The sequence below is a fragment of the Rhodococcus oxybenzonivorans genome (assembly GCF_003130705.1).
Classification (GTDB): domain Bacteria; phylum Actinomycetota; class Actinomycetes; order Mycobacteriales; family Mycobacteriaceae; genus Rhodococcus_F; species Rhodococcus_F oxybenzonivorans.
In genome coordinates this window covers 1,936,240-1,960,755 of record NZ_CP021354.1, presented here as the reverse complement: position 1 = coordinate 1,960,755, position 24,516 = coordinate 1,936,240, and the positions used below count along the sequence as shown (strand labels likewise).

22 protein-coding genes are annotated in these 24,516 nt (G+C 66.7%); 4 read left to right on the top strand and 18 right to left on the bottom strand.

All coding sequences use genetic code 11. The annotated features are described in order from the left end of the window. Nucleotide 1: 1 nt before the first annotated feature. From nhaA to CBI38_RS09380, 3 genes are all read right to left on the bottom strand, one after another. A complete protein-coding gene (gene nhaA, locus CBI38_RS09390) occupies nucleotides 2-1,864 on the bottom strand; it encodes a Na+/H+ antiporter NhaA (RefSeq protein ID WP_109328331.1) in 1,863 nt (620 codons plus the stop codon). A 26-nt stretch (nucleotides 1,865-1,890) separates the two neighbouring features. Continuing rightward, nucleotides 1,891-2,331 carry an SRPBCC family protein gene (locus CBI38_RS09385; protein ID WP_109334961.1) on the bottom strand — a complete coding sequence of 147 codons (441 nt, stop codon included), beginning with the start codon at nucleotides 2,329-2,331 and terminating at the stop codon, nucleotides 1,891-1,893. Between the two features lie 106 nt (nucleotides 2,332-2,437). Then, nucleotides 2,438-3,139, bottom strand: coding sequence for an alpha/beta fold hydrolase (locus CBI38_RS09380; RefSeq protein ID WP_109328329.1), 702 nt, complete (start codon nucleotides 3,137-3,139; stop codon nucleotides 2,438-2,440). Nucleotides 3,140-3,334: 195 nt separating this feature from the next. On the opposite strand from CBI38_RS09380, the gene CBI38_RS09375 reads away from it, so the two are divergent. Next, nucleotides 3,335-3,715: an SHOCT domain-containing protein gene (locus CBI38_RS09375; RefSeq protein WP_109328327.1), complete on the top strand. Its 381-nt coding sequence runs from the start codon at nucleotides 3,335-3,337 to the stop codon at nucleotides 3,713-3,715. A 245-nt stretch (nucleotides 3,716-3,960) separates the two neighbouring features. Further along, nucleotides 3,961-5,568: an SLC13 family permease gene (locus tag CBI38_RS09370; protein WP_109328325.1), complete on the top strand. Its 1,608-nt coding sequence runs from the start codon at nucleotides 3,961-3,963 to the stop codon at nucleotides 5,566-5,568. A gap of 18 nt (nucleotides 5,569-5,586) precedes the next feature. Here the strand turns inward: CBI38_RS09370 and CBI38_RS09365 are convergent, their stop codons facing one another. The 3 genes from CBI38_RS09365 to CBI38_RS09355 form a co-directional block, all read right to left on the bottom strand. Next, a complete protein-coding gene (locus CBI38_RS09365; RefSeq protein WP_109328323.1) occupies nucleotides 5,587-6,852 on the bottom strand; it encodes a cation:proton antiporter in 1,266 nt (421 codons plus the stop codon). 10 nt (nucleotides 6,853-6,862) lie between these two features. Further along, the gene (locus tag CBI38_RS09360; RefSeq protein WP_109328321.1) at nucleotides 6,863-9,217 is read right to left on the bottom strand and encodes an arylsulfatase; all 2,355 of its coding nucleotides are present in this window, start codon (nucleotides 9,215-9,217) and stop codon (nucleotides 6,863-6,865) included. A gap of 139 nt (nucleotides 9,218-9,356) precedes the next feature. Continuing rightward, nucleotides 9,357-9,890 carry a PadR family transcriptional regulator gene (locus CBI38_RS09355; protein WP_109328319.1) on the bottom strand — a complete coding sequence of 178 codons (534 nt, stop codon included), beginning with the start codon at nucleotides 9,888-9,890 and terminating at the stop codon, nucleotides 9,357-9,359. A gap of 103 nt (nucleotides 9,891-9,993) precedes the next feature. Here CBI38_RS09355 and CBI38_RS09350 point away from each other — a divergent pair, with 103 nt between their 5' ends. Continuing rightward, nucleotides 9,994-10,470 (top strand): DUF1707 SHOCT-like domain-containing protein, encoded by a 477-nt coding sequence (locus CBI38_RS09350; protein WP_109328317.1) that lies wholly within the window; start codon nucleotides 9,994-9,996, stop codon nucleotides 10,468-10,470. Between the two features lie 169 nt (nucleotides 10,471-10,639). Next, nucleotides 10,640-10,858 carry a hypothetical protein gene (locus tag CBI38_RS09345; RefSeq protein ID WP_109328315.1) on the top strand — a complete coding sequence of 73 codons (219 nt, stop codon included), beginning with the start codon at nucleotides 10,640-10,642 and terminating at the stop codon, nucleotides 10,856-10,858. Nucleotides 10,859-11,160: 302 nt separating this feature from the next. Here CBI38_RS09345 and CBI38_RS09340 read toward each other — a convergent pair whose 3' ends face one another. The 12 genes from CBI38_RS09340 to CBI38_RS09285 form a co-directional block, all read right to left on the bottom strand. Continuing rightward, nucleotides 11,161-11,976, bottom strand: coding sequence for an oxidoreductase (locus CBI38_RS09340; RefSeq protein WP_204164954.1), 816 nt, complete (start codon nucleotides 11,974-11,976; stop codon nucleotides 11,161-11,163). 114 nt (nucleotides 11,977-12,090) lie between these two features. Next, nucleotides 12,091-13,347, bottom strand: coding sequence for an ATP-grasp domain-containing protein (locus CBI38_RS09335; protein WP_109328311.1), 1,257 nt, complete (start codon nucleotides 13,345-13,347; stop codon nucleotides 12,091-12,093). 4 nt (nucleotides 13,348-13,351) lie between these two features. Beyond that, nucleotides 13,352-14,659 carry an MFS transporter gene (locus CBI38_RS09330; RefSeq protein WP_109328309.1) on the bottom strand — a complete coding sequence of 436 codons (1,308 nt, stop codon included), beginning with the start codon at nucleotides 14,657-14,659 and terminating at the stop codon, nucleotides 13,352-13,354. Continuing rightward, nucleotides 14,656-15,405, bottom strand: coding sequence for a hypothetical protein (locus tag CBI38_RS09325; protein ID WP_109328307.1), 750 nt, complete (start codon nucleotides 15,403-15,405; stop codon nucleotides 14,656-14,658). The genes CBI38_RS09330 and CBI38_RS09325 overlap by 4 nt, the downstream gene beginning before the upstream one ends. Beyond that, the gene (locus CBI38_RS09320) at nucleotides 15,402-16,322 is read right to left on the bottom strand and encodes a branched-chain amino acid transaminase (protein WP_109328305.1); all 921 of its coding nucleotides are present in this window, start codon (nucleotides 16,320-16,322) and stop codon (nucleotides 15,402-15,404) included. The genes CBI38_RS09325 and CBI38_RS09320 overlap by 4 nt, the downstream gene beginning before the upstream one ends. Next, nucleotides 16,319-17,587 (bottom strand): GNAT family N-acetyltransferase, encoded by a 1,269-nt coding sequence (locus CBI38_RS09315; RefSeq protein ID WP_109328303.1) that lies wholly within the window; start codon nucleotides 17,585-17,587, stop codon nucleotides 16,319-16,321. Before CBI38_RS09315 ends, CBI38_RS09320 begins: the two co-directional genes overlap by 4 nt. Beyond that, the gene (locus tag CBI38_RS09310; RefSeq protein ID WP_109328301.1) at nucleotides 17,584-18,810 is read right to left on the bottom strand and encodes an ATP-grasp domain-containing protein; all 1,227 of its coding nucleotides are present in this window, start codon (nucleotides 18,808-18,810) and stop codon (nucleotides 17,584-17,586) included. The genes CBI38_RS09315 and CBI38_RS09310 overlap by 4 nt, the downstream gene beginning before the upstream one ends. Beyond that, nucleotides 18,807-19,862: an Ldh family oxidoreductase gene (locus tag CBI38_RS09305; RefSeq protein ID WP_109328299.1), complete on the bottom strand. Its 1,056-nt coding sequence runs from the start codon at nucleotides 19,860-19,862 to the stop codon at nucleotides 18,807-18,809. The genes CBI38_RS09310 and CBI38_RS09305 overlap by 4 nt, the downstream gene beginning before the upstream one ends. Beyond that, nucleotides 19,859-21,343: a GNAT family N-acetyltransferase gene (locus CBI38_RS09300; RefSeq protein ID WP_109328297.1), complete on the bottom strand. Its 1,485-nt coding sequence runs from the start codon at nucleotides 21,341-21,343 to the stop codon at nucleotides 19,859-19,861. Before CBI38_RS09300 ends, CBI38_RS09305 begins: the two co-directional genes overlap by 4 nt. Continuing rightward, nucleotides 21,340-22,653 carry a KamA family radical SAM protein gene (locus tag CBI38_RS09295; RefSeq protein ID WP_109328295.1) on the bottom strand — a complete coding sequence of 438 codons (1,314 nt, stop codon included), beginning with the start codon at nucleotides 22,651-22,653 and terminating at the stop codon, nucleotides 21,340-21,342. The genes CBI38_RS09300 and CBI38_RS09295 overlap by 4 nt, the downstream gene beginning before the upstream one ends. Next, on the bottom strand, nucleotides 22,650-23,666 hold the full coding sequence (locus CBI38_RS09290; RefSeq protein ID WP_109328293.1) for an AurF N-oxygenase family protein: 1,017 nt from the start codon (nucleotides 23,664-23,666) through the stop codon (nucleotides 22,650-22,652). Before CBI38_RS09290 ends, CBI38_RS09295 begins: the two co-directional genes overlap by 4 nt. Next, complete coding sequence (locus tag CBI38_RS09285) at nucleotides 23,663-24,421, bottom strand: TauD/TfdA family dioxygenase (RefSeq protein WP_109334960.1); 759 nt, start codon at nucleotides 24,419-24,421, stop codon at nucleotides 23,663-23,665. Before CBI38_RS09285 ends, CBI38_RS09290 begins: the two co-directional genes overlap by 4 nt. Nucleotides 24,422-24,516: the final 95 nt, after the last annotated feature.

The following is a 24,516-nucleotide window of genomic DNA, read 5'->3' as shown; positions in this document are numbered from 1 at the left end:
ATCAGTCGCCTTGCGCGTCCCGTGCCTCTTCGAGGCGGCGAATCAACGTGGCCGCGTCGAACGGTCCGGTGTGCCGGGTGAGATCGGTGCCCGTGGCTCCGAGATAGAACGTCGGTGTCTGCCGGAAGTCACTGGTCTGGGCGTCGAGTTCGTCGTCGTCGACGCGGTGCAGGTACTCGCCGGTGCGCAGTTCCTCCTCGAACCGGTTCATGTCCAAGCCGAGTTCCGCCGCGTACCCGTAGATTTCGTCCTCATCGAGGGCATCACTGTTGGCGAACAGGTGATCGTGCATCTCCCAGAACCGGCCCTGCCGGTCGGCCGCCTCCGCGGCGTGGGCAGCGAAACGCGCATGCGGGTGCACCTCGTCGAGAGGCAGATGCCGGAACACGTAGCGCAGTCCATCACCGAAATGCGTGCGCACGTCGCGGATGCTGCCGGTGGCCTTGGTGCAGAACGGGCACTCGAAGTCGCCGTACTCCACCAAGGTGAGCGGTGCGTCTACCGGTCCCCGTAGGTGATCGCGCCCTGGCTGTACCGCCCGCAGAAGGGTGGTTCCGATCGCCTCGGTCGGCGGAGTGCGCCAGTCCGAGAACCGGAACAGCGCCCAGCCGAGGACGGTGGCAATCACCGCTGCCGTCAGGACGCCGACGCGGGCGTCGTTCGCCAGGACAGGCGATTCGATGGCGAGATCGACGATGAACAATGAGATCGTGAAACCGATGCCCGCCAACGCGCTGCCGCCGCTGATCTGGGACAAGTTGAGTCCGGGTGGCAGGCTACCCGGACGCATTTTCGAGAACAGTGCGGTGGAGGCGGTGATGCCGACGAACTTGCCGACCACGAGGCCGAGCACGATGCCCCAGGCCAGCGGCGACCTCACAGCGTCGGCGAGGGTCTGCCCGGTGACGACCACGCCGGCATTGGCGAGCGCGAAAATCGGCACCACGAGGAAGGCGGTGTACGGCTGATAGAACCGCAGGAGCCGCTCGTTGACGGACACAGCCCGGAGGACACCGAGCTGGGCTGCCCGGGCGTACTCGGAGTTCGGTGATTGCCGGAACGCTCGAGTGAGTTCGCCCGCCCGCTCCACCTCGCGGCGCCTGGGCGGATACACGGGAAGGATCAGGGCGATCAACACGCCCACGAGCGTGGGATGGACACCGGATTCGTAGAAGGCCACCCACGTGCCGGCCGCGACGATGAAGTAGGCGACTCCACGCCACACCTCCAGTCGACGCAACTGCATGATCAGCAGTAGTCCCACCGCACCGAGCACGAGCGGACCGAGCCGCAGATTGTCGGTGTAGAAGAAGGCGATGATGGCGAGTGCGCCGATGTCGTCGGCGACCGCGAGGGTGAGGATGAACACGCGGAGTCGCGCAGGGCACTTCGGTCCGACGAGCGCCAGCGCACCCAGCACGAACGCGGTGTCCGTCGACACCACCACGCCCCATGCGGCGGCCTCGTCGCCACTCGGGTTGAGGGCGAGGAACAGCGCAGCCGGCAAGGCCAAACCGGCGACGGCGGCGACTAGAGGCACTGCGGCACGCGCTCTGTCGGTGAGCTCACCGATAGTGAGTTCCCGCTTCACCTCGAGGCCGACAACGAAGAAGAACAGCGTCATCAAAGCGTCGTTGACCCAGTGCTTCAGGTCGAGGCTGATTCCGTATTCGCCGACCTGAATGGTGATCGGCGTGTGCCAGAACGACTCGTACGTGGTCCCGATGTTCGCCCACACCAACGCCAGACCAGTGGCCACGAGCAGGAAGCCGGCCGACAACGTGTCGTCGTCGGTGCCGTCACGAATCCCGGCAAGTCGTGCCGACAACCGCCCCAGTCGTGTGGGATTGTCCTCGACCGCCATCTGTCCCCTCGCTCACGCTCGACTGGTCACACGTAGTTGTCGACGACGAACTTCGTCAGACCCTTGCGGATGGTCCGGATCGCCTGCTTCTGCCCCTGCCGCAGCACCGCCTGAGGCAACCGGATCTTGGGGTCGACCGACATCGTGACCCGCACAGAGGTGCCGCGCGACGTGGGCGTGAGGCGGTACTCGCCTTCCTGACTCCGCTGTTTGTCGCTCTCGACGAGGACCCAGGACATCTGCTCGTCGTCGATCCACTTGTGCTCGGCCAACTGAGTGTCCGAGACACCGAGCACCGAGAGCGTCATCCGCACGGTCCGCGGTCGCCCGTCCTCGAACCGCGACTCCACGATGACTTTTTTGTGCACCGCCGACCACTCGGGGATCCGCTCCACATCGACAAGGGCACGCATGACCTGTTCGGGGGTTGCTTCGATCTCGAACTCGCCTGATACCGACAACGACATCGTGTCTCGCACCTCCATGTGCTCGGACCTCGGGAACGGATTGCGCCGTTCTCGGCAGACTAACCGCGGTTCAGGGGTCGGCGCTCGGCGACGGTCACCGTGACGATCAGAGTCCCTCGACGTAGCCCTCGAGCGCCGCGGCCAGTTCCCGGGGTCGGGCCAAGGCGATCAGGTGTCCCGCATCGATCACGTCGGGTGCAATGCCCAGACGCTCCCGGACGATCCGTTTCATGAAATCGACAGGGAAGAGGCGGTCTCGACTGCCCGCGATCACACGGGTCTTCACGTGCGGCCACTCCTCCGCCCGCCATACCGTCTCGAACGGAGTGTCCGACATGGCGACCTCTTCGGCCTGGAACGCTTCCTCGATAAGCTCCTCCGGCACATCGTGGAAGAACAGTTCCCGCAGATCGTTGGTGGCGGCCGGGTCACGTCCCTCGCTGACCGCGAGCGCACGCTGCGCCGCGGACTGCCCGGTGTTCGCCCACCACTCGCCCGCCGACTCCCCCGGCGCCGGAAGCATCGGAGCCACCAAAACCAGCAGATCGACGTCGACGTCGGTTCGTTCACACACGATCGCCGCGGTGAACGCCGACATCGACTGCGCGACCAGCACGACGGGACCCTCGACGTCGTGCAACGCCTTGACGACGACGTCGGCGAACTCGTATTGGCCTGCGCTCTCGTCGCTGTAGGGCAGGTCGACGGTGATGGCGGAGTGCCCGTTGCCTGTCAGAATGGGCACGACTCGGTGCCAGTACCACGAGTCGGATCCGGCGCCGGGCAACAAGACGAAAGTCACGGCCATCTCATCGTCTCCCTTCCACGAGCAGAAGCACACCACGGTGCAGTCGCAGGAGCAACCCAATGGCGGCATGTGTCGCGCTACCCGTTATGCGGAACTGCGCACAATCGGGGGCTCGAAGGACGATGCTGACCAGGTAAGCGGTGCACATTTCGGGCTGCACACCACCGCAGTCCACAAGTGCGAAGGAGCTACCTCATGATGGATTCATTCTGGGACCTGCTGTGGTACACGCTGGTCGTGTTCGCGTTCGTCGCCTACCTGATGATCCTTTTCCAGATCCTCGGTGACCTGTTCCGCGATCGCGCTATGTCCGGGTTCACCAAAACACTCTGGATCATTTTTCTGATCGTGCTGCCGTACATCACTGCGTTCGTGTATCTCATCGCCCGCGGTCGTGGGATCGCGGAAAGGCAACTCGAGGCGCACAACTCGGCGAGGCAGGCAACTGACCGTTACATCAGGGAGGTGGCAGGCAAGTCGGCCGCCGACCAGATCGCCGACGCGAAAGCACTCCTCGACGCAGGCACCATCAACCAGGCCGAGTACGACACTCTCAAAGCTAAGGCGCTGGGCTGAGCAATATCGCCAAGTTCGATAGTGCTGTCGCGCATGGCATTTAGACGACCCCGACGCGGACTCGAAGGTGCCGGCGCGCTTCGTGCACGGGTGGCTCCGCCAGTTGACCGGACTCGTCGGCCCAGGACGGGTCGGGTCCGACACTGGTCGCAAGTCTCGGTCGTGCCGAGAGAACAGGTCGTGACACGACTATCACGCTCATTCATGGGTACTACTCCCGTACCGATCTGCGCCGGGGAGGGACCATGACAACCGAGAACCAGGGCGACCGCACCGACGTCGACAAGGCGTTGCTCGGGCACACCACTTATCGCAGCCTCGGCGAACAGCAGCTCTCACCCGCCGAGGAGCGATTCGAGAAGGGCCGCCGCACGATCGGGCTCTTTCTGGCGCCACTGATCACGATCGTCTTCCTCGCCCTGCCGATCGACATACCGCCCGACCAGCAGACGTTGGCAGGCGTGCTGCTCGGCGTCATCGTGTTGTGGGTGACCGAGGCGGTGCCGATCCCGATCGGCGGGCTGCTCGGGGTGGCGATCGTGGTGTTTCTGGGAGTGGCGCCGGCCGACGAGGTGCTCGCCGCGTTCGGGTCGTCGACGATCTTCACGTTCATCGGAGCGTTCATCCTTGCCCAGGCGATGCTCGAGCACGGCGTCGCACGGCGGTTCGCGTTTCGGATCCTGACCCTGCCGCGTGTCGGCCAGTCCACCACCGGTGTGATCGTCGCGTTCGGTGCGATCACGTGCGGACTCTCGGCGTTCGTATCCAACACCGCGACCGTGGCCATGCTGCTGCCCACCGCCCTGGGCATCCTCGGCGTCATCGCGAAGCTCATGCAGCGCCGCGGCGTCGTCGCCGAGAACTTCGACCCGCTGCGGGTTCGGGTGGGTGCCGCGATCATGCTGATGCTCGCATACAGCGCCAGCGTGGGCGGCCTGTTGACACCGGTCGGAAGCCCACCCAACCTGATCGGACGCGGGCTCATCGAGGAGGCCACCGGGGAGCGGATCAGCTTCGGGCAGTGGATGGTGATGGCCCTCCCGATCTGCCTGCTGATGTTCATCGCGCTCGCCATCATCCTGCTGCGCATCAACAAACCGGAGATTCGGCGCATCGAAGGCGTCGCCGACTACCTGGCTGAGCAGCGCGCAGAAATGGGTCCGTTGTCGCGTGCCGAGAAGAACACGCTCATCGCGTTCGGAGTCACAGTGACGCTGTGGATCCTGCCCGGTATCGTCGCGGTGATCGCCGGCAACGACTCGGACCTCTACGGCACGATCAGCGACCGACTCGACGAGGGCATGGTCGCGGTCTTCGGCGCGGCGTTGCTTTATCTGCTGCCGACAGATTGGGAGAATCGCGAATTCACGCTGACCTGGCGGGACGCAGCAGAAATCGACTGGGGCACGATCGTGCTGTTCGGTAGCGGCATCATCTTCGGCTCACTGCTCGCCGACACCGGACTCGCCGAGACGATCGGCACATCCGTCGCGGATTCGCTGGGCCTGACGAGCGTCGTCGCCATCACCGTGTTCGCGGTGCTGCTGGCCATCGCCGTATCGGAGACGACGAGCAACACGGCGTCGGCGGCGGTCGTGGTGCCGATTGTGATCCCGGTGGCGTTGGCCGCCGGGGTCAACCCCTTCGTGCCTGCGCTCGCGGCCACGTTCGCCGCATCGTTCGGATTCATGCTGCCGGTCTCGACGCCGCAGAACGCCGTGGTCTACGGCTCCGGAGCCGTCCGGATCACCACGATGATCCGAAGCGGAATCACCTTCGACATCGTCGGCGCGATCCTGATCATCGTCTTCCTGCCCCTGATGATCGCCGTGGTCGGTCTCGGCGGTGGGTGATCAGTCGGTGCGGCCATGTCATCGACCGGGATCTGGTGCCATGACGCCCTCGCCTCGGGGGTGGTGACGGAACCACTTGGCATAGCGATCGGCCAGCGGCGCGGCGGTGAGTCCGTGGGCGAGCACCGAAAGTCCGATGGTGATGACGGCGGTGGTCAGCAGTAATTCCTCGTGGGGCAGCTCGCCGGATTCTTCGAAGATGAGGATGACGAAGACGATGGTCGCGAGTCCGCGCGGCCCGAACCATCCGAGGAAGGCGACGGTGGGGGCGCGCGGACGTGTCCCGATCAGAGACAGGGTGACGGGAACCATCCGGACGGCAGTCAGGCTCACGACTGCGTAGCCGAGCACGGCCCACGACAGGTGGCCGAGAGCCGGTCCGAGCAGCACGGCGCCGAAGACGATGAAGGTGATCGCGTTGAACAGGTCACCGGCCTCGTCGAGAAGGTCGGCACCGTCACTGCTCTCGCCATCGCTGTGGTTGACCTCGCCTCGGTGGCGGATGGCGCCGAAGGTGAGTCCGCCGACGAACGCAGCGATGAAACCGGAACCACCCAACGGCACGGCGACGGTGTAGGCGAGTAGGGCCGCCGTCAAGGGAACGGTCTGCGCCCACAACGGATCGATCGTGCGGTGGCGGCCGGCTACTACCAGGATCGCCGCCGCTATCGCCCCGGCACCGATTCCCGAGACGATGCCGTAACCGATCTGCTCGGCGACCAACCGGGCCGCGGCGCCGCCGCCGATCGCCCCTGCCTCGGCCTGCGCGATCGCCAGCACGATCAAGAACAGCGGCACGCAGATTCCGTCGTTGAGCCCGCTCTCGACGTTCAAACCCTGCCGTATTCGGGACGGCAGGATCGGCAGGGTGACCACGGCCTGGCCGAGAGCAGCGTCGGTCGGCGCGAGGATCACCGCAAGCAGGAGCGCCTCGGGCCACGCCAGATCACCGAGTAGGAGCAGGGCGGCACCGAAACCGGCCGCGATTGTCAGTGGCAGGCCGATGCCCAGCAGACGGGCGGGAAGGGCGATTTCGGCACGGAGGGCTGACAGGTCGACCCGGGAGGCGTCGGAGAACAGCACCAGCGTGAGCGTCACCTCCGCGAGAAGTTTCACCGTCTCGGCGGCGGGATGCACGTCGATCAGCCCCACCGTGCTTGCACCGAGGAGCAAACCGCCGACGGTGAAGACGATCGGGGCCGTGATCGGCGTGCCCGCAGTCCGACCGGAGATCGCCGCGTAGGCGAGCAGAATCGCAGCGATCGCGGGTAGCGCCCACGTCATGTCGGACCGATTACTGGCGGGAGGTTGCGACCCGGACGACTTCGGCGGGGTCGACGAGGTGGGAGTGGTCGTCTTCGCCGACGTCGATCTTCACGACCTCGATACGCCCGTTGAACTTGGCGGCACCGGTGTAGTCGGTGCTCACCGGCATACCGAAGTCGTTGCCTATATCGGTGGTCTCGTCTGCCGAGAAGACCATCGGTTGCGTCTGGTCGACCCGTCCACTGCCGACGCTGCGGCCGTCGATGTAGAGGGTGACGGTGCCGCCCTTCGCCAGACCGCCTCCGTCGTAAGCGAACTCGGCGCGGACCTGGTGACTGCCGGTGTCGAGGTCTTCGGTTGCCCCGACGACGAATTCGCTCATGCCGAGCAGGTTGTAGACGAATCTCACTCGCCCCTCCCTGACATGGAAAGCCCAGCCGCCGAAGCGACCGCCCTGGGCGATGATGACACCGTTGGTGAGCCCGTCCTTCGGCGTCTCGATCGCCGCGGTTACCGAAAACGACCGGTTCTTGATGTCGATCACGCTGTGTTCACTGAGCCGCTTCATCCCCGGGAACAACACCTGCGAGGTTCCCGTCACGAGTTGCGGTCGGCCGGCGATGGTCGGGTTCAGCCGTTCGAAGCGGCGGTCGTCGATGGGAAGAACGTTGAATTTCACCGCCTCGATCAACCAGAGCCGTTGCAGTGCAGCGAGTTTATCGGGCATCTCGGCGACGAGGTCATGGGCCTGCGACCAGTCGGTCGACCCGTCGTAGAGTTCCCACACGTCGTCATCGAGGGCGGGCAGCACCTCGTTCGGCAGCCACGGGGTGCTGTGCCGGGTGACCGCGCTCCAGCCCTTGTAGTAGATGCCGCGGTTACCGGCCATCTCGAAGTACTGCAGGTCGTGTCGTTCCGGAGCCTCCGGCTGATCGAAGCTGTACAGCATGCTCGGGCCCTCGAGCGGGGCCTGCTGCACCCCGTTGACGAACGTGGGCTCGGGCAGTCCGGCCGCCTCGAGCACCGTCGCTGCCACGTCGACGACATGGGTGAATTGTGACCGAACTTCACCCTTGCTGCGGATCCCGGCGGGCCAGTGGACGATGGTGCCGTTGCGGGTGCCACCCCAGTGCGAGGCGACCTGCTTGGTCCATTGGAACGGCGCACACATCGCCCACGCCCAGCCCACCGAGTAATGGTTGTAGGCCTCCGGGGTGCCGAGTTTGTCCTTCACCTCGGCCATGAACTCCGGGGTCTCGATGGCGGCGAGACCGTTGAAGTTCGCCATCTCGTTGAATGCGCCGTTGATGGTTCCCTCGGCGGAGGCACCGTTGTCGCCGATGATGTAGTAGACGAGGGTGTTGTCCAGGGCGCCGATCGTTTCGATCGCGTCGATCACGCGGCCGACGTGAAAGTCGGTGTGCTCGAGGAATCCCGCGTACACCTCCATCTGGCGTTCCAGCACCGGTTTGAGTGCGTCGTCCATCTCCTCCCACCCGGGAATAGCCTCCGGGCGCGCCGTGAGTTCGGTGTCGGCGGGGACGACGCCGCGCCGCTTCTGCTGCTCGAGAGTCGACTCGCGTTGCGCGTCCCATCCGCCGGCGAACTGGCCGGCGTACTTGTCCGCCCACTCCGGGGGCACGTGATGCGGGGCGTGCGTGGCCCCGGGTGCGAAGTACACGAAGAACGGTTTGTTCGGGGCTAGGGACTTCTGGCTCCGAATCCAGTCGATGGCGTGGTCGGCGAGATCCTCGGTGAGGTGGTAGCCGTCCTCGGGTGTCTTGTCCACCTCGATCGGCGCCACGCCCTCGTACAGCGCCGGATAGTACTGGTTGTTCTCGCCGCCGATGAACCCGTAGAAGTGCTCGAAGCCACCGCCGCCGGTCGGCCACGCGTCGAAAGGCCCGATCGGGGAGGTCTGCCACGGCGGCACCTCGTGGCACTTTCCGAACTGAGCGGTCGAGTAACCGTTGAGTTTCAGGGTCATCGGCAGTGCGGCCTTGGTGTTCGGCCGCAGCCCGGACGAGCCCGGCGCCGAGGTCGCGGTTTCGGTGATCATGCCCATCCCCACCGAGTGGTGGTTGCGGCCGCTGAGCAGCGCGGCTCGGGTCGGTGCGCAGAGGGCGGTGGTGTGGAAGCGGTTGTAGGTGAGGCCGTCGCGTTGCAGTCGCTCCGCGGTCGGGGTGTGCACCGGACCGCCGAAGGCACTGGCCGCCCCGAAACCGACGTCGTCCAGCAGGATCACCAGAACGTTCGGGGCGTTCTGCGGGGGTAGCAGGGGTTCGATCGGGGGGAAGGCGGTATCTGGGTCCTTCGCGTCATAGGTGATCAGTCCGAGGTGCTGCCGGTCGGGTATGGGTAAAACCTCACGCCGCTCCACCATGACTACTCACTACCTCTTCCGTGTCGTCGGAAGGCTCCCGGGTCCTCTGCTGGGCCCGGAGTACACAGCACTGCCCGACCTCAGCGTGCCCGGACTCAGCCTGCCGGCGCCTCACCCACAGCGGGTGAGCTAGCCGCGCTCAGCGGCTTCGCTTGCTGCGCCCCAGCCGCTTGCCGACGCGATCGAACCACTCCAGGACGGCACGCTCGTACACGATCCCGAAGTCCAGTGTCGCCAAGGCATATTGGTTGGAGCCGTGCACTTCGGCCTCGCGCTCGTACTCGGCGAGCTGATGCTCGTGTGCGGTGCGGTGGGAGTCCAGCATCGCGGCCAACCGCTCGGGCGGAAGATGCGCGCCGAACGCGACGGTGAGCAGCAATGGATAGCGAATGTTCTCCGCTGCGGGGTCGCGTTCGATCCAGTCCGCAAACGCCCGCCGACCCTGATCGGTCAGGGTGTAGGGCTTGCGCTCGCGGGTGCCCCGCTCCCCCGCCTCGATCAACCCGGCGCGCTCCATCGCCGCAAGCTCCCGATACACCTGACTGGTCGTGATCGACCAGAACTTGCCGATGCGTTCCTGGGCAGTCACCACCAGGTCCCACCCCGTCTTCGAGCCTTCGTGCAGGAACCCGAGAAGCGACGCCGCGGTGGCATTGAGGGGGCGTTCGGCCATGGCATCGTCCTTTGTAAGTGAGGGGTTGACATTCCACTGTGTCATATCGATCATAGAAGACAGCGACATTCCACAGTGGAATGTCACCGCCGAGGAGGGTCCGATGGAGTACGCGGACAACATCCGGATATCCGATTCCGAACGCGAGCAGGTCGTCGACGAACTCGGCCGACATCTCACCGCTGGGCGACTCACCATCGACGAGTTCGACCAACGGGTGGCGCAGGTGTATCGGTCGGTCACTCAAGCACAGGTACGTAAGATGCTGCGCGACCTTCCGGCCGCCCCCGCACCTGCCCCGCGCGAGATCCGATCAACCCATCCTGCACGCCGGCGTCTTCCGAGCCACCAACGCATCGAGTGGCTTGCCTGGCTCACCGCCGGAAGCCTCAACATCGCGATCTGGGGCATCATCTCGCTCGCCACCGGCGTCATGATCTACTTCTGGCCGGTCTGGGTGATCGGCCCCTGGGGCTTGGTACTACTGAGCCGAACGCTGCTCCGTCGCGAAGGCACGCGCAGCGAGATCACGGGAACCGTGCGGTGCAATAACCGATTGAGCGCCGCGGCCCACAACTGAACACCACCTCGACGCCGCAGCGCCGAAGACCTCGTTCGCATGCAGGCCAGCTATTCGCACACACGTTCGAATAACTGGTAGACTCGGAGACGCGACGCGGAAAGACCCCCATCTGACGCGCCTGCCCTACCGAGAAACCACCATCGCATCGAGTACGAGGTGAAGTCCGATGGACGAAGTGATGAGCAAGGCCGACGAACTCGAGCGCCTCGTACGCCGGCTCGCCGACCTCGACGACCAACGAGTCTGTATCGGCACCGAACTCGTCGGTTTGGAGCACTTCTTCCGCAAGGCCGGATGCCCCGAACTGTCACAACTGGCGTTCAACACGTTCATGAGCCGATACGTCGGGCGCGTCCTGGAGCTTGCCGACGGAATGCGCGAGTGAGCCGGGTCTGAAGCAGACACTTGAAAAAATTCGGAGCTGGGTGAAACACCAGCGCACTCTGCGTCGATACATCTTGTAGAGCCGCTGCTGGAGCCTCCAGTGACCGCACCACCACCACGGGATCGAGTCGAGAAATGTTCACCAATCACCTGTTCGGAGAGATGACCGAGCAGGAAATCGACATTGAAATCGCCGAGGAACTAGCGGCCTCCAAGTAGCTCCCGCGAGACAAGGCGACGCGGATCGCGACTGTCGCATCAGTTGCTCCTGAGGCTGAGATTCCCAGTGGAGTCGAGCAGGCGTCAGTTGGCCAATCGGTGAGACTTGCGCATTTGGCCGTCGAAGATCCGGACGGGAGCGAATCGGCGCAACATGCTGACACGCGAGGCCAGCGGGCCGCTGGTATACCGCTGCTTCGGCTTCGAATCCGTTGCCGCCGCTACGACCGCGCGGGCCACGGTGGCGGGGGTGTCGCCGCCTTCGACCGCCGCCGCGAGCACCTGCTCGGCAATCCGGCGCTGCTTGTCGTAGACCCGCAGCGGCGAATCGGGCCGAGTACTGTTCGCCTCGAACCCGGTGTTCGTACCACCGGGTTCGACCAGGAGGACCCGCACGCCGTGTTCACGGACCTCATGGTCCACCGACTCGGAGTAGCCCTCGACCGCATGCTTCGACGCGACGTAGGCCGCCAAGTACGGCCCCGGGATCAGCCCGTAGACCGACGAGAGGTTGATGATTCGCCCACGCCCCAGCGCTCGCATGTGCGGCAGCACCGCTTTCGTCATACGCATCACGCCGAAGACATTGATATCGAAGACGCCCCGCACCTGCGCAACGGAGTTTTCCTCGGCCGCGCCCATCAAACCGATGCCGGCATTGTTGACCAGGACGTCGATCCGCCCGAACCGTCCGATCACCTGCTCGACCAAGGCGCTGACCGATGCTTCCTCGGTCACGTCCAGGTCGAAGAACGTCACACCGTCGAGCGGGGTGCTTCGCGAGGCGTCGCGGCTGGTACCGACAACTGTGAAACCGGCCTTGACCAGCGCGAGCGCCGTTTCTCGCCCGATACCGGATGACGCACCCGTTACGAGGGCCACCTGCTGAGTTGACGCCATCATTGGACTCCCTGACTCTAGAAACCGATCGGTTTACCTCCACACCCTAAACCGATCGGTTTTCAGTCGCAACCCGCGACGAGGTCGCTCGCACTCCTCGCGTCCGACCCCACGTCACACCGACACCACGTCCGCTGCCGCCACCCGCACCTGGAATTCGAGGCAGCCGACAGCTTCGCGAGCGGCGACGAGCGCCTGCTCGGCCGTGTCTCCGAGGGCCCGTGCGTAGGCCACCCGCGAGTCCGACGACTCCAGGACGTCGACCTTGCTCCCCGGTCGAACCAGCAACTGCACCTCGGTCACACCGTCGACGTTCCGGGCGTCGTCGAGGCCGCCGACCTCTGTGAGCACTCCTGCCACCGGGGCGGCCGCGAACCAGATCGCGGAACAGCGACCGGGCCGCTCCTCGGCGAGAACCGCCCGAATTCCCGAAAGAACCTTTTCCCCTACCGTTTGGCGCACGACACAGCCGGCGAGGTCGACGCCGGTGGCGTCGAAGGCGAGAGCAGGTATTTCGTCGCCTCCCATTCGCACGTGGGTCTCGATCACCTTCGGGCCCTGGGATCCGAGGACGATCTCGGTGTGCGTGGCCCCGAATTCGACTCCGAGTGCGTCGAGCAGCCGTTCCACATAGGTGTGCACCTGCTCTTCCTCGGCCGCCGAAAGTTCGGCCGGTGCTACGTGGCCGAGTTCGACGAAGGTGGCCGGGTCGGAGAATTTGCGCGTAATGGCGACGACCTGGTGTTCACTGCTTTCCGAAAACGCCTCGACACTGAATTGCGGTCCCTCGTGGAATTGCTCCACCAGCACGCCGCTGTTCGGGAGGCCGTCGAAGCTGCCTCCCGCGCGCTCGAATGCCGCCGCGAGCGCGGCGTCCTCCCGAACCACGGCCACCCCCGCGCTGCCCGCGCCGGAGACCGGTTTCACGACACAGGGCAGGCCATGTTGCCCCACGAACGTGTGCAGTGCGTCCACGTCGGCGACGATGGCGGAGGCCGTGGAGTCCATGCCCGACTCCCGAAGCTGCACGCGCATGGCGTTCTTGTCGTGGATCATCGCGACAGTGCGCCGCGAGTGGGTGGACAGGCCTAGCGCCTCGCCGATCGCGGCGCAGCGGTCCTGATCGCGTTCACCGAACGTCGCGATGCGGGTGAACGGATGCCGGGCGTGCGCCGCCCTGGCCAGTGCTATCCATTCCTCGTCCGGGGCGTCGTGCCGCACGGCGATCACCCGGGTGTGCTCGGTCAGCTGCCGGAGCTTGGCAACGAAGTCGAGACGACAGATCACGGAGGTCTGCGTGCCGGGCAGGGCCCTGCGGATCCGGCTCGGAAGGTCGCGGCCGCTGCCGACGACCAAGACGTGTTCGGTCATGTTTTCACCGTGTTTTCTGGAGTGGGGACACCGGTAGCTGCTCGTCCGAAAATGTTTGTGCGCGTGCGCGTTCGGCGTGGCAGCGACGCGCCGCCGTCTGCGAGAGAAGCGCTGCGGCACCGAACGTGCCGGCCAGGACGGGCCAAGCGATCAGCCCAGTCGGCAGCAGGGCGACGACGAGGAGGGTGGGGCCGACCACCTTCTGGCCGGTCATTCCGAGGCTGAACGCGCCGAGATAGCGGGCGACGGCAGCCTGCGGCGACAGTTCCGCCGACAACTCCCACGCCGCCACCGAGTGGACGTTCTCGGCAACGGATAGCACCACGACCGCGAGCAGAACGGCGACCACCGCGGTAGCGGTCGCGGCCAGGTGTCCCAGAGCGAGCAATCCACAGCAGATCGCCATCAGGGCTCCGGTCGCGCTCAAGAGTCGAGTGGCCGCGGCCGTACCGCGGGCGAATCGGGCCACATACACCTGCAGCACCACGGTCAGGACGGTATTGACGGCCATGAACACCGGCACCCACACAATCGGCACCGTGGTGTACTCGAGAATCCAGATCGGCAGCAGAACGATCAGCAGAGTGTCGTACAGCGCCAGCACGCCGTTCCCGACGGTGAACACCATGAACCACCGGTCGCGCAGCGGTGAGCGCACGGCAGCCGCGGCCGGATCCCCGTCGGTGCGAGAAGGCCTACGCTCCACTACCGTTCCCGTCCTGCGCAGGACGAGTCGCACGGCCACCGCGACGGCGAGAAAGGAAATCCCGTTTCCCACGAACAGCGCCGTGAAGGCCGCCTGCGCGCCCGTCGCGAAGACGATGCCTGCCAGAAGGAACCCGACGGTCAGTCCCACATTTCGGATAGCGCGGATGGTGGCCATCGTCCGGGTGCGGTCGTGACCGCCGATCACGGCTGTGATGACGGCTTGCTGGATCGGACTACTCGACCGGTCGGCGGCGGTGAGCACCACGGTGAGCAGTAGGTAGGCAGTGAAGTCGGAGACAAGCGCAAAGCAGCCGTAGCCGAGGCCGCGCACCACCAGCAGGGCGACGTAGAACCGCGCCGGACCCACCCGGTCGGCAAGCCGGCCCAAGGGCACCGGGGCGAGCAGGGCGAGCGCACCCGCCATGGTGGTCGCAAGGGCGATCTGATTGGCGCTGAGGCCGACGACGCCGATGAAGTACAGGGCGAAGGACGCGAAGAACATGCCGGTACCGAGCGAGTCGATTCCGGCACCGACGGCCAGCGTGCGACCCGCGGGACTGCCGGGAAGAAGTACACCACCGAGTCGCCGTAGGCCCGGGGTCACGGGAGGATTCCTCGGGTCGCGAACGCTCGGACGAGATCTGCCGAACGGTGCACGTGGGTGGCGGTGGCGGCCTCGGGCGCAGGGCCGCGCACATGATTCCAGGCATACCGGCGTGCCGCGTTGACGAGCAGATCGACCGTCGGAGCGGGCAATACGGTGGATTTGGCCTGCGCGATCAGAGCGGCGGCGATCAGTAGTCGGCTCATCCGGTCCACCAGCACCCATCCCGCGGCAGCCACGGTCGCGGGATCTGCCCCGACCCATTCGTGGCGTGTGGTAGCCACGACGGCGAGGCCGTCGTTCACCATCTGCCAGGCGGCGAGCAACCGTCCTGCGGGCGTCGGTCCGAGCAGCTCGCGGGTCCGGTCGGTGACGGCGTCGAAATGCGCCGCCACCGTGAGCAGTTCCAGTGCGTGGACGGTGAGCACCCAGCAGTCGCCCCTCGCACCGGTGGGCCCGCCGGCGGAAGCGACATCCGCGGCGAGCGAGTACGCGACGGCGCGCCGTGCCGCGCGGCGTGCTCGACCGTGGGACGCCTCCGGCAGCGCGTGCCATGCCCGCGCACCCAGCACCGTTACCACCCGGTCGGCGACCTCCTCCCGTCGAGCGACAGCGGTGGGCGTGTCGTCGGGTAGGCCTGTCCCGCTGGCGAACTCGGCGACCAAGCCTTCCAGGATCCCGAGGCCACTACCGGCCCAGGCGTCGGTGACCTGATCGGTGGTCGAGAGCAGGGAACGTGTGTTCATGCGAACTCCAGCCAGTGTCGGTAGGTGGGCACGCGCCCACGCACCACGTCGTGGAAGACGTCGCGCAGCTGCTTGGTGATCGGACCGCAACCACCTGCGGCGAGCGGGCGGTCGTCGACCGACGCCACCGGGACGATCTCGGCAGCAGTGCCGGTGAGGAACGCTTCGTCGGCGACGTAGAGTTCGCTGCGGGTCAGGCTCTGCTCCTTCACAGTGAGCCCCAGATCCCGGGCGAGGGTGATCACGGTGTCCCTGGTGAGGCCGGGCAGGATGTTGTCGCTGATCGGCGGCGTAATCAGTACCTCGTCGCGGACGGCGAAGATGTTCGCCGCGGACGCCTCGGCCACGTGACCGGTGGCGGTGAGCATCAGCGCGTCGTCGTAACCGGCGCGCAGCGCGCCCACCTTTGCCAGTGCCGAATTGACGTAGGCTCCAGTCGCTTTGGCAAGCGGCGGAACGGCGTGGATGCCGTTGCGCTGCCAACTGCTGACCATCAGGCGACAGCCGTCCTGTTCCGCGGACTCGCCGAGGTAGGAACCCCAGGGCCAGGCCGCGATCGCGACCCGGGTGCTGTCCAACGCTGGGGCGACGCCCATCGAGCCGTAGCCGAGGTAGACGATCGGGCGCAGATAGCCGGAGTCCAGGCCGGTGCGGCGAAGCAACTCGAGGGAGGCCTCGGTGAGCTCATCCACCGACCATCCCGGGTCCATCAAATACACCCGGGCCGAGTCGTGGAGCCGTCGTAGGTGATCGCGAAGCCGGAACACCGCGGGGCCGCTCTCCGTGTCATAGGCACGGATGCCCTCGTAGACGCCCCACCCGTAGTGCAGGCTCGGCGTCAGCACGTGGACCTGGGCCTCGTCCCACGCGACGAACTCGCCGTCCATCCATACAGTGCTGGTCGGGGTCAGTTTCATCGTTCCACTTTCGGTTCGGTAGGGGCAGAGAGGTGTCGGGACGCGACCGGCGCCGCGGGCGCACCGACCAGTTCGAGCCGGCGTTCGATGCTCTGTGATTGCAGCGCGAGGGTCTCGGAAAAGATGTCGGAGCCGGCTCCGCGGAAGGAGAACCAGCCCCAGCGGGGGCGTAGTCGGCACCCGCGAGCATGTTTGGCCTCGTAGGCCGCCATGCCGTAGTGGACGTGACGGATGCCGTGCTCCACGGCCCACCTTGCCGTCTCGTGGTACGTCAGCGTGAGATAGCAACCGCGAGCATCGGCGGCGAATCCCGCGGTCCGCGCGAACAGCGTGTCCCGGGTGCGTAGGTAGAGCACGAAACCCACCAGCCGATCCGCGCGTTCGGTGCGCAGCACCACACACGCGTCACCCAATTCCTCGCGGACGGAGTCGAAGTCGCGGCGAACCCGATCCTCGCCGCCGGGCAGTCCGTACTTGGCCCGGTGTGCGACCTGGAGGGCGATCACCTCGTCGTCGAGTGCCTCCGGCCCACACCGAACCGCTGTGTGCATGCCCGCCCGCTCGTAGTCCGCGACCTCCTTGCGGAGCCGCACGCGCCGGCGTTTGCTCAGCCCCGCCACGTACTCCGTCCAGCTGTCAGCGGCCAGGTCCTGCACGCCCTCAGCGCCCAGCAATGTTGCCGTGTATCCGGCACGGGAGGCGCAGTGGTCCACCGCCTCGGCGTCTGACTCGCCGACATACAGCAATGCCACACTGCGGCAGCCGAGTTCGTCGCCGGCCTGCTGAAGCAGCTCGGGCAGGACGGCCATGACGGCCTGGCGCTCGTCGTGCGTGCGGCCGGGAGCGTGCGCCACCCCGTGGTGGTTCCCGAACGTCGCGAGCGCGAGCGACGGATACTGGTCCTCGCGCGCGCCGGGCAGCGCTGCGTTGAGCTCGGCCCAGCGCTGCCGATCAGTCTCGTCGAGCAGCTCCGGTTCGGCCAGTGCACCCGGGGTTCCCACCAGCCGGGGCGGATCGTAGAAGAGCAGGCCACCGGGCTGTGCGGTGAACAGCAGCGGAGCCAGGGCAACGGTCTGTCCGTCCTCCCGCACCTCGAGATAACGAACGTCGTGCAGGTCGGTGCGTTCGACGAACCGGCACCACCGCGCGTCCTCCCAGATGATGTCCGGCTCGGCGATGCCCGCAAAGTCCAGAGCGCTCGGGCGGGCACCGGAGGGAAGGAGGTGGGCGGTGAGGCCACCGGTGAGGGTGCTGCTGCCGGTCATGCTGCGTTCTCCGTTTCGTCGCGGTCCCAGTCGAATTCGGCGGCAACACGGTCGGCGGTGGCGACGAGCCGGCGCCCGAGAGCGGTGAAGTCCGAGTCGGTGACCACCCAGAAAGCGAGGAAGTCCGCCGACTTGCGCCCGCTGTATCGGCTGGCGCTCCAGTGGTCCCCGACATGGGTGTTCACCGTGAAGTCGTGGACACCGGGCGGTGCGTCGGGGATTCGCCGCACCCGGCCCTGCCGGGGTGGCACGCCGTAGAAGGCGGCGTGCGGTGCCGTTGCCACGTGCCGGCGTACCGCGTCCACGTCTACGGGAAGGCCGCATTCGACGCGTGCCCACAGGTGCCGTGGGTCGATTCCCAGAATGTGCCGCAACATGATCGGAATCGGGCCGCCGCCGATTCGGGCAGCCACTTCGCACAGGACGATGTCGCCGCTGCCGGTGACGAAGAACTCGGCGTGCACACAGACCGTGGGAGGCGAGGCGAGTGCATCGACGAGTCGCCAGGTCTCCTCCACCAGGCGCGCATGGACAGGGTCGGCGGTATCGACCGACCGCGAGCCGAACGGGGCGTCGGTCCAGTGTTCGAGGCAACCTTGGCCGGTGTAGCGGGAGGCGACCGCCGCCACCGGTTGCCCGGCCACCCGGAATGCGTCTACATGGTGCACCGCGCCGTCGACGAACTCTTCGACCTCGTACGGCGTTGCCGCGAGGTCGTCGGCGAGGCCGTCTGCCTGTGTGGGGGAATCGAGGACGTACACGCCGGACGAACCGGATCCACTGCGCGGCTTGACCACCACACGTCCCGGGTGGTCCGCCATGAAACCGGTGACGTCGGCCGGGGTGCACACCGACGCGAAGGACGGCACGAGCAGTCCTGCATCGCGGGCTAGTTCTTTCATCAGAATTTTGTCGCGGTAGGCGGCCGCCGTGCCGGTGTCGAGCCCAGGCAGACCGAGGTCGCCGCGCAACACCGCGGCGCGCTCGACGTCGACCTCGGCCAAGGCGAGCACGGCGGTCGGGCGGTGCCAGCGCGCAAGAGCGCGGGCCGCCCGCAGCACCGCGACGTCGTCGCTGTAGTCGGCGACCGGAATGACCTCGGCGAATCCCTCGGCCGGTTCCGCTCCCGCGGCGCAGACCGCCACCATCCGTCCACGCTCCTCGGGAAGCCACCCGGCGAACGGCAGCCCCGCAGCCCGCGGGCTGATGAGTACGAGAATCATCGGACCATCTCCTTCTCCGGGTCGGCGGCGACGTTCCCGGACAGGCCGGCCAGTACTTCTGCGGTTCGTGCGTCCAGCGGTATGCCTCGCTCGGACCGTTCTCGTTGGTGGGCGCGCTGAGGGTCGCCGGGCGCCACCACGGGGGCGTCCGTGGCCGGCGTCGCCGCGCGGACGGTATCCAGAAGGTCGACCAGTCCGGCGGTGAAACTGTTCTGCCCGCTGAAGGCACCGGGATCCAGGGCCAGGACGAAGTGACCGACGCCGCGACTGCGGCCGGGTGTTCCGTCGCCGACCTGTGCGAGCCGCCAATCCGGCGGCGATCCGGTCAGCACGGCCCCGAGGAGGGTGACCGCCATCGCGAGGCCCTGCCCCTTGTATCCGCCGAGCGGCGACAGTGCGTACGCCTCTTCGGGCACCTCGGTCGGACGGCCGTAGAGGTCGGTCGCCCAGCCGCTGTTCAGCGGGCGCCCCTCGGCCCGGCGCTGCTTCACCTCACCGAAGCACACCTGGCTGGTGGCCATGTCGAGGGCGAACTCGTCGTCTCCGACGCCGGCGGCCACGCTGATCGGGTCGGTTCCGAACAGCGGCTCGACCCCGCCGAACGGCGCCACCCGCGAGGCGGCCGAGGTCACCGCGATGCCGACCAGCCCGTGCCGGGCCAGGTGCCGGGTGTATACCGACGCCGCACCGAAGTGGTTGGAATTGCGCACCCCCACGGCCGCGACGCCGAATTCCCGGGCTCGCTCGGCGGCCAGCCGGGCGGCGGCCAATCCGGCGAGTACGCCCAGCGCGCCGTCCGCATCCAGCAGCAGACCCGCCCCGCGGTCCGAGACCACGGTCGGCGTGGCCGTTGCCTTCGCGACACCGGTCGCGAGCTCGTCGAGATACTGCGGAAGCAGCCGCAGACCGTGAGTGTCGATGCCGCGCAGGGATGTATCGACCAGGGCGTCGGCGACCTGCTCGGCGTTGCCCGCCGGGACACCGGCCTCGCGGAACGCCCGCGCGGCGAGGGTGCGCGCCTGCTGCTCGGGCCATCGAGTGGGGTTGATCATGAAGCACTCCAATGCATGAAGACGTGGGGTCCGATGCCCGGGATGTCGTATTCGGGTCCGAGAACGCGGAAGCCTTGTGCGAGATAGAAGCCCGCGGCGGTGGTGCGCGCGTTGCACCACAGCGCGTCGGCGCCGGACAGCACCGCGTTGGTGCGCACGGTGCGGAGTAGCGCGCTGCCCGCGCCGGTGCCGCGGACCTCCTCGAGAGTGGCCATGCCGCGCAGGCGCCGGCCGCGGCCGGCGGCCAGTCCCGGCACGGTGTACTCGGGATCCTCGTCGTACAGCGAGGCCACCCCGACCACGCGCCCTGCGTCGAGGGCGGCGAAATGCCGGGCGCCGCTGGCAGAGTCCTCGGGATAGGCGCAGGTCGCCACAGGTTGCCCGGGCCGCAGCACTCGGTGGCGGACCGGTCGTACCGCTTCGGCGCTCACCGGCCGAACGCGCCAGCCGTGGGCGGTGGGGTCGGGCAGGTATCCGGACCCCGGCCGATCCGGGAGACTGACGCGGCCGGAACCGTCGAGCGAGACCCCGAAGCCGGTGTTCACGGCCAGCAGGTCGACGGCGTCGACGTCGAGGTAGTCGGCTAGTCCGCCCAGGTGGGCCGTGGCAGACACCCCGGCCACCGACTCGGGCATGCAACCGAGCATGGTGAGCAGACCGTGCTCGCGGGCCCGGCGCAGCAGCACGAGGGATGGGGTGATGCCGCCGGCTTTCATCGGTTTGACGTTGATGCCGTCGAACGCCTCGGCGCACGCGGCGAAATCCTGCATCGAGGTGATGCTCTCGTCGGCGATCACCGGGATCGAGCTGTGCTGCTTCAGTGTCCGCGTGTCCCACCACGCCGATCGCGGAAACGGCTGCTCGATCAACTGAACGCCGAGGTCCTGCAGGGCGGGCAGCACCGGGAGCAGTCGGGACAGGGTCCAGCCGCAGTTGCCGTCCACATAGAACGGCGCACTCGTGTGGCGGCGGAGTTCCTCGAGCACGGTGAGATCACCCGGATCGGCGAGCTTGACCTTGTACGCCGCCCATCCGGGCCGCTCGCACAGTTTGTGGACCATCATCTCGGTCTCGTCGAGCCCGATGCTGAAGCTCGAACGCAATTCCTGCGGAGAGTCCAGAGCGAGGGCCCGCCACAGCGGCACGCCGAGCAGTCGGGCCCGCAGGTCGTGCACCGCAGTATCGAGGGCGGCCAGGACGAACGGCGAATCGGGCAGCGCCGCGAACAGCCTGCGCCACACGGCGAACGGGTCGGCGGGACCGAGGTCTTCCAGTAGCGGGGCGATCCGGCGCAGATCCGCGTGGAGCTGGTCCACCCCGGAGTTGTAGTGGGCGGTCATGAAAGCGGAAGCCTCACCGAATCCGGTGACACCGTCCTGTTCGACCTCGACCACGAGGGCACGCTGCACCGGAATCGCTTCCCTGGCCGAACGCCACACGTGCCTCTGCGTCAGGCTGATCTCATGTGCAGTGACCCTCACGAGAGTCCCCCGAAGAATTCGCGGTCGCGGGGACCGTACGGGCGTAGTTCGTCCCACCACTGCGCCTGCTCGTCGTACACGGCGAAGAACGGCCTGCCGACCATCTGCGGGTTGCGGGCCTGCAGGTAGCGCAGCGCGAACGCGCGTCCGCCGTCGAGCTCGACGACGCCGTCGATCACGACCTTTCCGGGTGACGCCGACATCACCGGTCCGCGCGCGGTCCGACCGAGACCGGAGACTTGTTGCAGCGCTTCGCGATAGATGTCGTACGCCCTTGCCAGCGGCAGACCGTAGTACGGCCGGGCACCGGTGTCCCGTTCGACGAACATGTAGTAAGGCACCACGTTGTGACGCACCTGCGCCTGCCACAGGTCTGCCCACGCACGCGGGTCGTCGTTGACGTGACGCACCACCGGGGCCTGGGCGCGCAGCACCGCTCCCGTCGACGCCAATCGAGCGAGCGCCGCCTTGGCCACATCGGTCTGCAACTCCGCGACATGGGACAGGTGCAGCATCACCGCGACGTGCTTACCCGCTGCGGTCAGCCGCTCGAGTAACCGCAGCACGCTGTCCGCTTCGGGTCCGGCCAGCAGGCGGTAGGGCCAGAACGACACGGCCTTCGTCCCGATCCGGACCGTGTCGACGTGTTCGCGTTCGGGTTCGAGGAGGGGCTCGAGGTAGGAGGCCAGCAGATCGGTGCGCATCACCAGCGGGTCGCCGCCGGTCAACAGGACGTCGGTGATCATCGGATGCCGATCGAGGTACCGGGTCATCGCCTCCGGCCCGGACACGGCCATCCTGAGGTCGGCCTGGTCGACGAATTGGGCCCAGCGGAAGCAGTAGCCGCAGTAGCTGTGGCAGGTCTGTCCCTGGCGGGGAAACACCAGCAGTGTCTCGGCATATTTGTGTTGCATCCCCGAGCCGTCGATGTCGTCGTGCTGGGGAACGTTCATGCTCATCTGGTCGCCTGGGTGTGGGTTGAGGGAGCCTCGAACCGCGTCGGCCGCCTTGCGGATTCCGGCCCGGTCGCCCTGTACCACCGCCTGCTCGATCACCGCGAAGTGTTCGGGTTCGAGCATGTCGCGGTGCGGAAAGGTCAGGCGGTAGATCGGGTCGTCGGGTGCACGATCCCAGTCGATCAGTTCGTCCACCACGTAGCTGCTGACCTTGAACGGCAGTACCTGGGACACCACGTGCGCCTCATGTGCGAGGACCGGGTCGCCGGTGCGTTCGACGACGAGCTTGCGTAGCCGGTCACCGCTGACCGACCGCGGGTTCAGCGCCGTGTGGCTATCGAGGGCGAGTGTCATGTGTTCGTCACCGCCAGGCCCCAGTCGAAGTCGACTTCCCCTAGGACATCCATGTCCGACATCAGCGAGTGGAGGCCGCTGTAGTCGCGCACGAGCCGCGCCCCGGAACTCTCGGAGCGAACGTCGGCGACCATCCGTTCCCAACCGGGGACCCGCTCGATCCGCAAGATCGCCTCCCAGGTGGAGTAGTCGGTGGCCACGAACGCCTCCAGCCCTGCCACGAGCATGTCGAGGAAGAAGCGGCGCTTGTCGGCGTCCAGCACGTCATACACGAGCTTCGCCATCTCGTCGGAAATCGACGCATGGCAGTACTCGTCCCGGTTGTGCAGTTGCGCGGTAGTGGAATTGACCACCTGAATGTCCCGATCGCCGGCAAGAAGATCGAGGTACGCGTTGATCGAGATCTCGGAGACGGTGGCAAACGCCAAGGTGGTGAGGCTGCGCTGCCAGCGCTCCGCGGCCTCGTCCCGCAACCGACTGTGCATCCGCGAGGTATGCGACTCGGGAAGAGCGCTGTCGGGGAACAAGGACCCCCGTTTGCGCCTCGTCAGCGCGCTCGCATTGATATGCATCAGGGAGTGGTACTGCTCGTCGACCATGGCCTGGGCGAGCGCGATCTCCAGATCCGGACCACCGAGTCCGGGAAATTCACCGTCCATCACCAGCGCGAAGGCCGGATTGGCGACACGTTGCTCGGCCAGCACCGTATGCCGGTTATAGGCGATCCACGCCCAGCTCAGTAGCCGCGAACGCAGCGCGTCGGGCATCGCCTGCCACGTCGGGTGCGCGCGGAACGGCACAAGCTTCTCCGGATAGTCCGCCCGGCCGGCAACGAACAGCTCGTCGAGGTCGGGCTCGTCGCGCTTCACCGTCGACCGCCGGTGCCAGTTCCCCGCGAGGCGGCGGATGATGGCGTTCTCGGTTTCGTCGGCGGGGTCGAACGCCGGAAGTCCCGGAAAGTGCACCAGCCCATCGGCATCGGAGCGTTGCAGTTGAAGGTCGTCGATGGTCATGCGCGGCTCCGGTCGCCGGCCCAGAAACGAGTGAGGTGACGGGTGCGGTCGGCGTACTCCGACCGCGCGTGCAGCATGCGCTGGTTGTCCCAGATGAGCAGCGCATTCTCCGGGATCAGCACACGCGTGCGCAGCGTGTGGAACAGGTCGCTGACGCGGTGCGCCAACCGGCGGCCGGCCTGACCGAGCGGCAGCAGGGAGTCGTCGATGTCGGCGTCGCGGTGGGGATCGTAGTCGGCGGCGGTGAGCAGGTTGTAGCTGAACCGCAGAACAGTGCGCCCGGTAGTGTCCGAGCCCAGCATGGTGGTGTGCACTCCGCCGTCAGGGCCGGGAAAGACCAGTTCGGCGTCGGTCATCAGCGCGAGCTCGGCCGGTTCGAGGGCCTCGACCAAGTGCCGTATGTCGAGGAGGTCGGTATGCCCTCCCCCGCAGCGCGCCTGGCGATGACAATACAAAGCGAGATAGGCGGGGCTCGGATCCCATCCGGGAGCCTCGGTGTGCGCCAGAATCGTGTTCGCGCTCTGTGAGTACGCCCGGTGATCGTTTCCCGGCCGGTAGGTCACGTCATGCGTGAGATGACCGTTGTACTGCGGTACCAAATTCCCAAGGGAGCGAACCACTTCGGCAGCAGCGGCTCGATCGGCCACGTCGCGGACGAGGACGTAGCCGTCCTCCTCCAGCGCCCTTCCCTCGAGGCGGTCCACTCGTGCTCTCGAGCTTTCCGCCACGGAATCGACACGGCAATAGGGCGACATCTGTTCCTCCATTTCGAAACCCGACCGGGATGTGAAAACCGTGATGCCGACCGTCGGAGATCGGGATCGCTCGGAATCGGTTTCGTCAAGGATGC

Excerpts from the sequence above, each read along its gene's own strand:
- CBI38_RS09370 (WP_109328325.1), top strand. The coding sequence starts at position 3,961 with ATGACAACCGAGAACCAGGGCGACCGCACCGACGTCGACAAGGCGTTG.
- CBI38_RS09295 (WP_109328295.1), bottom strand. The coding sequence starts at position 22,653 with ATGACACTCGCCCTCGATAGCCACACGGCGCTGAACCCGCGGTCGGTC.
- CBI38_RS09315 (WP_109328303.1), bottom strand. The coding sequence starts at position 17,587 with ATGACCGGCAGCAGCACCCTCACCGGTGGCCTCACCGCCCACCTCCTT.
- nhaA (WP_109328331.1), bottom strand. The coding sequence starts at position 1,864 with ATGGCGGTCGAGGACAATCCCACACGACTGGGGCGGTTGTCGGCACGA.
- CBI38_RS09285 (WP_109334960.1), bottom strand. The coding sequence starts at position 24,421 with ATGTCGCCCTATTGCCGTGTCGATTCCGTGGCGGAAAGCTCGAGAGCA.
- CBI38_RS09325 (WP_109328307.1), bottom strand. The coding sequence starts at position 15,405 with ATGAACACACGTTCCCTGCTCTCGACCACCGATCAGGTCACCGACGCC.
- CBI38_RS09355 (WP_109328319.1), bottom strand. The coding sequence starts at position 9,890 with ATGGCCGAACGCCCCCTCAATGCCACCGCGGCGTCGCTTCTCGGGTTC.
- CBI38_RS09380 (WP_109328329.1), bottom strand. The coding sequence starts at position 3,139 with ATGGCCGTGACTTTCGTCTTGTTGCCCGGCGCCGGATCCGACTCGTGG.
- CBI38_RS09335 (WP_109328311.1), bottom strand. The coding sequence starts at position 13,347 with ATGACCGAACACGTCTTGGTCGTCGGCAGCGGCCGCGACCTTCCGAGC.
- CBI38_RS09350 (WP_109328317.1), top strand. The coding sequence starts at position 9,994 with ATGGAGTACGCGGACAACATCCGGATATCCGATTCCGAACGCGAGCAG.
- CBI38_RS09385 (WP_109334961.1), bottom strand. The coding sequence starts at position 2,331 with ATGTCGTTGTCGGTATCAGGCGAGTTCGAGATCGAAGCAACCCCCGAA.
- CBI38_RS09310 (WP_109328301.1), bottom strand. The coding sequence starts at position 18,810 with ATGATTCTCGTACTCATCAGCCCGCGGGCTGCGGGGCTGCCGTTCGCC.
- CBI38_RS09340 (WP_204164954.1), bottom strand. The coding sequence starts at position 11,976 with ATGGCGTCAACTCAGCAGGTGGCCCTCGTAACGGGTGCGTCATCCGGT.
- CBI38_RS09290 (WP_109328293.1), bottom strand. The coding sequence starts at position 23,666 with ATGACCATCGACGACCTTCAACTGCAACGCTCCGATGCCGATGGGCTG.
- CBI38_RS09345 (WP_109328315.1), top strand. The coding sequence starts at position 10,640 with ATGGACGAAGTGATGAGCAAGGCCGACGAACTCGAGCGCCTCGTACGC.
- CBI38_RS09360 (WP_109328321.1), bottom strand. The coding sequence starts at position 9,217 with ATGGTGGAGCGGCGTGAGGTTTTACCCATACCCGACCGGCAGCACCTC.
- CBI38_RS09305 (WP_109328299.1), bottom strand. The coding sequence starts at position 19,862 with ATGATCAACCCCACTCGATGGCCCGAGCAGCAGGCGCGCACCCTCGCC.
- CBI38_RS09365 (WP_109328323.1), bottom strand. The coding sequence starts at position 6,852 with ATGACGTGGGCGCTACCCGCGATCGCTGCGATTCTGCTCGCCTACGCG.
- CBI38_RS09375 (WP_109328327.1), top strand. The coding sequence starts at position 3,335 with ATGATGGATTCATTCTGGGACCTGCTGTGGTACACGCTGGTCGTGTTC.
- CBI38_RS09320 (WP_109328305.1), bottom strand. The coding sequence starts at position 16,322 with ATGAAACTGACCCCGACCAGCACTGTATGGATGGACGGCGAGTTCGTC.